The organism is Eudoraea sp. (assembly GCF_049669105.1).
Classification (GTDB): domain Bacteria; phylum Bacteroidota; class Bacteroidia; order Flavobacteriales; family Flavobacteriaceae; genus Eudoraea.
Genome location: NZ_JBATKE010000070.1, coordinates 1 through 9,829 on the forward strand (window position 1 = coordinate 1; position 9,829 = coordinate 9,829).

9 protein-coding genes are annotated in these 9,829 nt (G+C 38.5%); 2 read left to right on the forward strand and 7 right to left on the reverse strand.

Annotated elements, in window-relative coordinates:
- A partial coding sequence (locus WBM60_RS06330) for a fasciclin domain-containing protein (RefSeq protein ID WP_424282872.1) occupies window positions 1-326 on the forward strand: 326 nt, incomplete at its 5' end.
- A 293-nt stretch (window positions 327-619) separates the two neighbouring features.
- On the opposite strand, the gene yidC is transcribed toward WBM60_RS06330, so the two are convergent.
- The 3 genes from yidC to WBM60_RS06345 form a co-directional block, all read right to left on the reverse strand.
- Window positions 620-2,470, reverse strand: coding sequence for a membrane protein insertase YidC (yidC, locus tag WBM60_RS06335; protein ID WP_424262255.1), 1,851 nt, complete (start codon window positions 2,468-2,470; stop codon window positions 620-622).
- Between the two features lie 96 nt (window positions 2,471-2,566).
- Entirely contained in the window at window positions 2,567-4,204 is a 1,638-nt protein-coding gene (locus WBM60_RS06340) for a CTP synthase (RefSeq protein WP_424262257.1), read from the reverse strand.
- A 49-nt stretch (window positions 4,205-4,253) separates the two neighbouring features.
- On the reverse strand, window positions 4,254-4,496 hold the full coding sequence (locus WBM60_RS06345; protein WP_424276456.1) for a DUF3820 family protein: 243 nt from the start codon (window positions 4,494-4,496) through the stop codon (window positions 4,254-4,256).
- A gap of 47 nt (window positions 4,497-4,543) precedes the next feature.
- Between WBM60_RS06345 and WBM60_RS06350 the strand changes: the two genes are divergently transcribed.
- The gene (locus WBM60_RS06350) at window positions 4,544-5,410 is read left to right on the forward strand and encodes a hydroxypyruvate isomerase family protein (protein ID WP_424282873.1); all 867 of its coding nucleotides are present in this window, start codon (window positions 4,544-4,546) and stop codon (window positions 5,408-5,410) included.
- 27 nt (window positions 5,411-5,437) lie between these two features.
- Here the strand turns inward: WBM60_RS06350 and WBM60_RS06355 are convergent, their stop codons facing one another.
- From WBM60_RS06355 to guaA, 4 genes are all read right to left on the reverse strand, one after another.
- Window positions 5,438-5,917, reverse strand: coding sequence for a DUF922 domain-containing protein (locus WBM60_RS06355; RefSeq protein ID WP_424262263.1), 480 nt, complete (start codon window positions 5,915-5,917; stop codon window positions 5,438-5,440).
- A 38-nt stretch (window positions 5,918-5,955) separates the two neighbouring features.
- On the reverse strand, window positions 5,956-6,360 hold the full coding sequence (locus WBM60_RS06360; protein WP_424262266.1) for an OsmC family protein: 405 nt from the start codon (window positions 6,358-6,360) through the stop codon (window positions 5,956-5,958).
- Window positions 6,357-8,507, reverse strand: coding sequence for a LysM peptidoglycan-binding domain-containing protein (locus tag WBM60_RS06365; RefSeq protein ID WP_424262268.1), 2,151 nt, complete (start codon window positions 8,505-8,507; stop codon window positions 6,357-6,359). Before WBM60_RS06365 ends, WBM60_RS06360 begins: the two co-directional genes overlap by 4 nt.
- A gap of 11 nt (window positions 8,508-8,518) precedes the next feature.
- Window positions 8,519-9,829, reverse strand: a 1,311-nt coding sequence (gene guaA / locus WBM60_RS06370) for a glutamine-hydrolyzing GMP synthase (RefSeq protein WP_424282874.1), incomplete at its 5' end; no start/stop codon positions are given.

Consider the following 9,829-nt stretch of genomic DNA (forward strand, 5'->3'; position numbering starts at 1 on the left):
ATGCATTAGGTGATGATTATCACAGCCTTGCAGACTTTGACACCGAAGAAGAAAAAGCATTACTTACAAAAGTACTTACCTATCATGTTGTGGCAGGAGCTGCAGTAGCTTCAGGCGAGCTCTACAATCATCAGGAATTACCCACTGCACAGGGAGAATCTTTATTTGCCATTATTAATCATGGTGTAGACATAAGAGATAAATCAGGAACGGATGCCAATGTGATAGCAGCCGATAATATTGCAAGCAATGGCATAGTCCATGTTATTGACAAAGTGCTTTTACCACAGGAGGTGATTAATATTTTAAATCCTCCAAGTCACTAAAGAAAATTGTTTGTTAGTTGGTTGATAGATTGTTTTACTTATTGATTAAGACTCCCCTAATGGTTCAGGGGAGTTTTTTTGTAGGAAAAAAGTCAAGGATTCTGCTTAGAAATTGGAGACATCAAATTTGAAACTGTTAGCATACAAAAAATGACCCTTTACAACTATTCTTTTTTTTTAGTATAACTATGGTGCATCTTTGAAATCCCAAATCTTATCAAACTAAACCTACTTAAAGCTAGAAGCCCCGACACAAGTGTCAGGGCTTTTTTCTTTTATGATAAGCTTATAATTTACTTATTCTTTTTCTGTTGCTCTGCCTGATCCATCATCTCCCTCATTTTACGCTGAAACTTATTTTCTTTTTTTGGTTTCTTTTTATTCTCCTGTATCTGCGCATGTATTTTATCCTCATCCAGAATAAATTTCTTTATGGCTAACATGATAAAAATGGTAATAAGGTTTGATACAAAATAATACAAACTCAAACCACTTGCATAATTGTTAAAAAAGAAAAGCATCATCAAGGGAGACAGGTACATGATAAATTTCATATTTGGCATACCCGGTTGCGTTTGCATATTCTGCCCTGTGGTCATCATCATATAAAAGAAAATAGCCACTGATGCCAATATCGGAAATAAACTCACATGGTCTCCATAAAAAGGAATAGTAAAAGGTAACTCCGCTATTGTGTCATAGGAAGATAAATCACTTGCCCATAGAAAAGCTTTCTGTCGCAATGCAAAAGATGTAGGGAAAAACATAAATAGCGCATAGAAAATAGGCAACTGCAACAAGGCCGGTACACAACCACTCATAGGACTCACCCCAGCCTTATTGTAAAGCTTCATGGTTTCCTGCTGCTTCTTCATCGCATTATCCTTATATTTTTCTGTGAGCTCCGTAATTTCAGGTTTGAGAACCTTCATTTTGGCCTGAGACAAATAGGACTTATAAGTAACAGGAGACATCAGTAATCTTACCAGAATAGTCATCACAACAATAGCAATACCAAAGGGTAAAAAAGAACTCAAAAATCCATAAAATGGAGTAAACACATATCTGTTTATCCAACCAAATATTCCCCAACCGTATGGAATAGAATCCGCCAGACCCAATTCCTTATATTCAGATAGCACTTTAATATCCGTTGGTCCGTAATACCAATTCATATTATAAGAAAGTTCACCACCTTGCATTTTCAAAGGTGCCACCGTAGCGAATTCCTTGGTAGTTTTTGCTTCTTTGCTTTCCTCCTCTACCAAATTCTTTGAACTTAAGGCTGCTGACTCAAAAGGAGTCTTGGTTGCCAGGATAGAACTAAAAAAATGCTGCCTGTAAGAAAGCCACGTAACCCCATTCTCAATTTCTTCATCATCACCACTCTCAGAAAGTTTGCTTATTTTTTCTTCATCATGTTTATAGGTAAGTCTGGTATACCTATTCTCATATTGAATGCTTTTATTATGTCTAATTCCTCTCTGTTTCCAATTTAGATTTATTGGCTGGGCATCATTTATTACCCCGCTTAAACCTTGAGAACGAACCGTATAATCCAGCAGGTATTCATCGGGTTTCATCTCGTAGCGAAATTCCAAATACTGATCCGATGCAACCTTTGCCTTCATTGAAAGAACCTGGTTGTCCCCGTTTTTGGACATTGATGGTTCAAAAAACAGATCCTTTGAATCTATTACCCGATTATCTCTGGTTGAAAAATTAATCCCAAAAGAGGCATTTCCGTCTTTTACCAAATAAACAGGTATTGAATCGAAGGTGACAAATTTCTTCATCCTGGCCTCAATTATCTGGCCTCCTTTATTGCTTATTTCCAAAAAGAGGACTTCATTTTCAAGAACGGTAGTGCCTTCCTTAGCCGAAGTAAATCCAAAACCACCTATGGCATTTTTGTAATCAGCAATTGCAACAGAGTCTTGCAGATCAATTTTTGTTTCCGGCAAAACAGCCTGTGGAACTGTTGGCTCCTCCTCTATTACCTGAGACTCTACTTTGGCCCGTTCTGTTTTTTGAGCTTCCAATTCCTCCGGTGTAGGTTGATTTTGGTAAAACCAAAAAATGAGAATACCAAATATCAATATAAAACCGATTATGGAATTTATGTCCAGTTTCTTTTCTTCCATTTAACTTAATTTAAATACGCATCCGTTATGAATTTGGCTTTTGCCCATTAACGGATAGTCCCAAATGGTTTGCAAATATATATCCAATTGTGGAGTTTATGCCAAACTGGCATTAGTTTGTTGTCTTTTGTGCAGCAATACGGCTTTAACAAAGCCTACAAAAAGAGGATGTGGACTTGCTACGGTACTTTTATATTCCGGATGATATTGCACGCCAATAAACCAGGGATGAGAAGGCAATTCTATTATTTCCACCAATCCAGTTTCTTTGTTTATTCCCGAAGCCAGCATACCTGCTTTCTCCAATTCTTCCTTGTAATCATTATTAAATTCATAACGATGCCGGTGTCTTTCTGAAATAGAAGTTTGTCCATGGTAAACTTTATGGACAAGTGTACCTTCCAGTATTTCACAATCCCATGCTCCAAGGCGCATTGTCCCACCCTTATTGGTTACTGATTTTTGAGCTTCCATTAAGCTAATAACAGGATGCTCTGTACCTCCGTCCATTTCAGTAGAATTGGCATCTTTTAAACCTACTACATTCCTGGCAAATTCAATAACCGCCATTTGCATACCCAGACATATGCCTAAAAAAGGAATATTATTTTCCCGTGCATAGCGCACAGCTTTGATTTTACCTTCAATGCCACGCTCTCCAAAACCGGGTGCCACAAGAATTCCCTGAAGACCTTTCATTTTTTCTTCAAAGTTTTTGGCTGTAATATGTTCTGAATGAATAGGTCTTATGTTTACTTTCACCTCATTTATGGCACCTGCATGAATAAATGACTCCAGAATGGATTTGTAAGAATCCTGTAATTCAACGTATTTACCAATTAAACCAATGGTTACTTCAGACTTAGGGTGTTTATGTCTGTCCAGGAATTCATTCCATTGATCCAGATCCGGAACCGTATTATCCGGTAAGCCAAGTTTTTGCAGCGCTACGGTATCTAAACCTTCATCCTGCATCATCACCGGTACATCATATATTGTAGACGCATCTATAGATTGTATGACGGCCTCTTTTTTAACATTACAGAACAATGCCAGTTTTTGCTTGATGTCATCAGAGAGTTCATGTTCTGTTCTGCACACCAGAATATCTGCCTTTATTCCACTCTCCATCAAGGTTTTAACAGAGTGCTGTGTTGGCTTGGTTTTTAATTCGCCTGCGGCAGAAAGGTATGGCACCAAAGTAAGATGTATCACAATACCATTATTATCACCCAGCTCCCAAAGTAATTGCCTTACAGCTTCAATATAGGGAAGAGATTCAATATCCCCTACGGTACCACCGATTTCTGTAATTACTATATCGTATTCCCCACTATTTCCAAGTATTTGAATACGTTCTTTAATTTCATTTGTAATATGTGGAACTACCTGTACCGTTTTGCCTAAAAACTCTCCGCGGCGCTCTTTTTCAATCACACTCTGGTAGATCCTTCCTGTAGTTACATTATTGGCCTGCGAAGTCTTTACATTTAAAAATCGTTCATAGTGGCCAAGATCCAAATCGGTTTCCGCACCATCATCTGTAACATAGCACTCTCCATGTTCATATGGATTCAGGGTACCCGGATCTACATTGATATAAGGATCTAATTTTTGTATTGTTGTTTTATAGCCTCTGGCTTGCAGAAGTTTGGCTAGGGAAGCCGCAATGATCCCCTTACCAAGTGAAGAAGTAACACCTCCCGTAACGAAAACATATTTAGTATCTGGCATATTGCACATCTATGTTACGGGATTCAAAGGTACAAAATGCAACTAGAAATTATCGGGTATCCACCGGAAAATCTTCCCTAATTTTTCTAATGAGTCCCTCCATACCATTTATTTTAACTTCAAGGATGGCCTTCATATGTTCCCCAAGCTTACCTTTAGGAAATCCATTTCTTTGAAACCAGATTAAATAAGCCTCAGGCAAATCAAGCAGGTACCGCTCTTTATACTTGCCATAAGGCATTTTATAATGAGCGAGTTCAATAAGCTTTTTCCTGTCGGGAAATAGTTCCATTATTAAATCTAAATAAATTATCTTTAATACGTTATAAACGATATAAAATGAAACGAAGAACATTCATCGGTTCTTCCGTGGCCGCAACCGTAGGATTAGTTTCTACTGCAGGCGTTGCTATGGAAGGAAAATCAACTACTACCGGCAATTTAAAAGGAAATATTAACCATAGCGTATGTCGTTGGTGTTATAGCAAGATTCCAATGGAGGATTTTCTTCAGAGCCTTAATGAATTAGGTCTTACAGCAATGGATTTAACAGGCCCGGAAGATTGGCCTTTAATGAAAAAGTACGGCATTCATGCATCCATGTGCTGGGGGGCAGGTCTTGGTATTGATAAAGGTTGGAACGATCCTGAATTGCACGAAGAACTGATAAAAGATTATTTACAAATAATTCCGAAAGTTGCGGAATCGGGCTACACCAATCTGATTTGTTTTAGTGGAAACCGCAATGGTATGAATGATAAAGTGGGGCTCAAAAATTGCGCAGATGGGTTAAAACAAATTATGCCACTGGCAGAAAAACACGGCGTGGTTATTCAGATGGAACTTTTGAACTCTAAAGTAGACCACAAAGATTATATGTGCGATCATGCAGAATGGGGTGTAGCTTTATGCAAGGAAATAGGTTCTGAGAACTTCAAATTACTTTATGATATTTACCATATGCAAATTATGGAAGGTGACATTATACGGACCATCCAGGAGTACCATCCCTATTTTGGCCACTATCATACTGGCGGCAATCCCGGAAGGCATGAAATTGATGAGACCCAGGAATTGTATTATCCGGCCATAATGAAGGCTATTTTAGAAACCGGCTTTAAAGGCCATGTGGCCCAGGAATTTATTCCGACCTGGGAGGACCCAATTGCCGCTTTGAAGCAAGGGGTGACCATTTGCGATATATAGTTCAAAAGAGTACACGAAACCAAATTCTTAATATCGAAGGGCATCTTTTATTTTCTGATTCCAGGATAGCTGCTGCTCAATATTTCGGGAGAAGTTGGTCTCTTCGTCATAAAGCTGTTGAAATTCTGCAAGCTCCTTATTTATCTGACGATAAATGGCCTTTACTTCAGCTTTCACATTTTTTGTAAATGTGGTAGTATCCATAATTTTACGCATTTTCCTGCCAAACAATTCGGAGATATCAAAATGTAGCTGCTCATGACTTAGAATTACTTCATCACATATTTTTGGCTGATACCATGACCTATCCGGGTAAAAATAAGTACTTATCGTATAATCCAATTCATATTTTCCATCTTCTTCTGTTGTAGAAAATTGATAGCTCAACCCACTTGCTGTGGTGGCAGCTATCTTAGATCCCTCTATGGGTTCGGCTTTGAAATTTGCCCAGGTTAACCTTTGTTTGGGGTGCCAAAGAATGGTCTCTTCTTCCTGTGCAAATGACATTACGGACCATAGAAATACAAAAAGGCCGAATATGAATCTTAGAGATCCCAATGAAATACAATTTCCTTTTTAATATCTGCGTGAAGACTTAATAGTACAGGGCAGGTTCGCGCAGCATGCTCGAGTATCTTTTTTTGCTTCTCAGAAATAATGGCAGGCAGATGCATCTCTATATCTATCTGAGATATTCTTCTTGGATCGGCAGCCATATGCTTGGTAACCTCTGCAAAAGCATTTTTAAGATCAACCTCCATGTCCCTGGCCTTAATACCCATCATGGTAAGCATACAACTAGCTAAAGCCGTAGCAACCGTATCTGTTGGCGAAAAGGCTTGTCCAAGGCCGTTGTTATCCACAGGTGCATCTGTAATGATTTCATTTCCTGAGCGCAGGTGTATACAACTAGTGCGTAATTCTCCTATATAGGTAACTTTTGATGTCATGGTTCCGGATTAACCTGGGTTATTCGCATATCCTGATACTTCATTATATAGGAAGCCGTATTGTAATATCCGGAAGAAGGTTCATTGTCATAATCAAATTTATTCCCGCAATATTCGGTAATCCCAATGATATTTGAGGCCTCAAACAAATTGAGCTTATAAGCCAATTTCAAAAGAAGGTCATAGGTAAGGTCAAAACCGCGCACCGCATACCGGTCTGGATCTGCCCCAAAACGCCTTCTGTATCTTCTCACAAAGGCGTTATTATTAGTTTCTTTATACACAGAAGGGTATGTAAAATTAAGGTTAGACAAATGCGCCCCTGAGATTACATCATTTTCGAATGCCTTATTCTTATTTGTAGTAAACATCCGCACTTTGGTGGTATCTGAATTAGAAGAATTAAGGATGGAACTTACACTGGACACCACTTTAAAATTATCTGTCTCTACAAATACCCAGTTCTCTGTATCAAGCGAAAGAAGACTTGCAAAGACTTCCAAATCTAATGAAATATTTTCTTCATCTTCCTGAAGATCAACAGATTTGGCCAAAGGAAACTTTTCTTTTATCTGTTCGCCAACCGGCTTATTCTTTGCGTCGGTAATCACAATAATATTCTCATCCGTGATAGAATCTTTAATAAAACCGAGCATACGTTCACGTAATATCTGATCGGACGGAATAGAAAAGAATACATTTTCGAGTTCAAAATCGCTAGTAGACGCCAGAGGTGCAATTACAGGTACTTTAGCATTTGCAGCCTTAATCGCCACTTCTTTTAAGGAATTTAATTGTAACGGCCCAACGATGGCACTAACACCTTCTAAATTTTCTCTCTGAAGCAGTTGTCTTGTTTTATCAGGATCTAATTGGGTATCAAATGTTTTTACATCCACAGAAATTCCCAGTTCCGAAATGGAATCCAGAGCAACCAATGCACCACTATACAAACCAAGGCTATAACTTATTGCATTACTTCGTGAAATAGCGTCAGATGCACTCTCAACATCATTAAGATCTAATTTATCTGTGCGAAAAGGAAGTAAGTAAATTAGTTTTGGTTTATTAATTGTATTGATACTATCCAAAAGGTTAATTTTATCCAGAATCAAAGAATTTTTCACTTCTAAGTTTCCCCTTTGTTCTTTAGGCAGTTTTAATACCATTCCGGCTTTTAGACCTCTGGAGAGATCCGGATTCAGTTCCAGCAATTCATTATAATCAAACCCTAAATTCCTTGATAAGGAGTATATTGTTTGTTTAGGTTTAACTTCATAAAAAATGAAATTATCGGTATTCACCTCATTTTCGTCACTTTTCACTTCCGGCAACCTAATTACCATACCTTCCTTTAACCCCCCGAGTTTACCGATCTCAGGATTGAGTCTTACAATATCCTGCGAGCTAATTTTATATTCCTGTGAGAGGCTATATAAAGTCTTTTTGGGTGGAACGGTATAGGAAATATAAAGTTGTACATTTTGATCCTCCAGGCTGCTGCCTGCAATTTTAGGAAGCTTCAACTGTTGACCTTCTGCCAGAAAACTAGTCACATCCGATAATTCCGGATTTAAGGCAAGAAGGCTATCTATGGTGATCCCATATTTATTGGCAATACTCCATCTTGTTTCTTTTGGCTGAACGGAATAAGTTTCAAAATCAACAAGGCTAATACTGTCCTTTTCAACTTCAACTTTCAGGTATTTTGGGATTTTTAAGCGCATACCCTTTTTTAATTGGCTGGCGTACAATTGGGTATTATAACGTTTGATCTCTTCTTCAGAAACATTATACTTTTGAGCAATGCTGAAAATAGTTTCCCTTTTCTTAACCTTATGTGCAATAAACTCAATTGGTTTTTCCTGTTCTTCCTTTGCCTGTTTTAGATTTAAGGCAATTGAATCATTAGCACTTAATACTTTAGAGCTCAGAGGGATTACCAGTATCGTATTAGGCTTGAGAACGTCACCCTCCGCTATCTCCTTATTGTACTTAAGGATATCAGCGGGATTCACCTTGTATTGCCTTGCAATACTATAGACTGTTTCTCCCACTTTTACCGCATGAGAACTAAACTGTTGTGCCATGGCCTGGCATGAAAACAGTAGAATTGCAGTCGTTGTAATTAAAAATCTTATTGACATGCTTGTAGGTTTTATTCCCATTCTATGGTTGCCGGGGGTTTTGACGAAATATCATAAACCACTCTATTTACCCCTGGAACTTTGTTTATTATTTCATTAGAGGTCTTTTGCAAAAATTCGTAAGGCAAATTCACCCAATCGGCCGTCATGCCGTCCGTGCTTTCAACCGCCCGCAAAGCTACACATTTTTCATAAGTTCGCTCATCGCCCATGACCCCTACACTATTTACGGGTAAAAGCATTGCTCCGGCCTGCCAAACTTCATTATAAAGCCCCCATTCCTTCAATCCATTAATAAATATAGCATCTACCTCTTGCAAAATACTTACCTTTTCTTCTGTAACATCTCCCAATATTCGTATGGCCAATCCAGGTCCAGGAAATGGATGGCGCCCCAAACGTTCATCTTCTATTCCCAGAGTTGCCCCTACCCTTCTCACTTCATCCTTAAACAACATTTTCAGAGGTTCTACCACTTTTAGTTTCATAAAATCTGGTAATCCCCCTACATTATGATGACTCTTAATAGTTGCCGAAGGCCCTCCTGTTGCAGATACCGACTCAATCACATCGGGATAAATCGTGCCCTGTGCAAGCCATTTGGCATCATCAATTTTATGCGATTCATCATCAAAAACATCAATGAAAACCCCTCCAATAATTTTTCTTTTCTTTTCAGGATCATCTTCTCCTGCAAGAGCATTCAAAAAACGTGCCGAAGCGTCTACACCTTTCACATTTAGACCCATGTGCTCATATTGGTCCAATACTTCCTGAAATTCGTTTTTCCTAAGCAATCCGTTATTTACAAAAATACAATGAAGATGATCTCCAATGGCCTTGTGCAATAAAACCGCTGCCACAGTAGAATCTACGCCTCCCGATAGTCCAAGGATAACTTTTTCACTTCCTATCTTTTGTTTTAATTCAGTCACAGTGGTTTCCACAAAGGCATCCGGAGTCCAGGTTTGCTGTAAACCCGAAATATGCACTAAAAAGTTTTCCAGAAGCAGTTTTCCCTGTTTGGTATGATATACTTCCGGGTGAAATTGAATACCATAGGTTATTTCCCCTTTTATTTTAAAGGCTGCATTTTGTACATCATTTGTACTGGCCAACCTTACTGCATTTTCAGGTAATTTTTTTATAGTGTCGCTATGGCTCATCCATACTTGCGAATCTTCTCTGATTTCGTAAAAAAAAGGTTCATCTCCGTCAATTGAAGTAAGCCTTGCCCTGCCGTATTCACGGGTATTGGAAGGTGCAACATTTCCTCCATGAAAATGGGCCAGGTATTGTGCCCCATAACAAATGGCCAGCAA

What these genes read in the sequence shown, in the direction of transcription:
- yidC (WP_424262255.1), bottom strand. Translation starts at nt 2,470, where the DNA reads ATGGAAGAAAAGAAACTGGACATAAATTCCATAATCGGTTTTATATTG.
- WBM60_RS06340 (WP_424262257.1), bottom strand. Translation starts at nt 4,204, where the DNA reads ATGCCAGATACTAAATATGTTTTCGTTACGGGAGGTGTTACTTCTTCA.
- WBM60_RS06345 (WP_424276456.1), bottom strand. Translation starts at nt 4,496, where the DNA reads ATGGAACTATTTCCCGACAGGAAAAAGCTTATTGAACTCGCTCATTAT.
- WBM60_RS06350 (WP_424282873.1), top strand. Translation starts at nt 4,544, where the DNA reads ATGAAACGAAGAACATTCATCGGTTCTTCCGTGGCCGCAACCGTAGGA.
- WBM60_RS06355 (WP_424262263.1), bottom strand. Translation starts at nt 5,917, where the DNA reads ATGTCATTTGCACAGGAAGAAGAGACCATTCTTTGGCACCCCAAACAA.
- WBM60_RS06360 (WP_424262266.1), bottom strand. Translation starts at nt 6,360, where the DNA reads ATGACATCAAAAGTTACCTATATAGGAGAATTACGCACTAGTTGTATA.
- WBM60_RS06365 (WP_424262268.1), bottom strand. Translation starts at nt 8,507, where the DNA reads ATGTCAATAAGATTTTTAATTACAACGACTGCAATTCTACTGTTTTCA.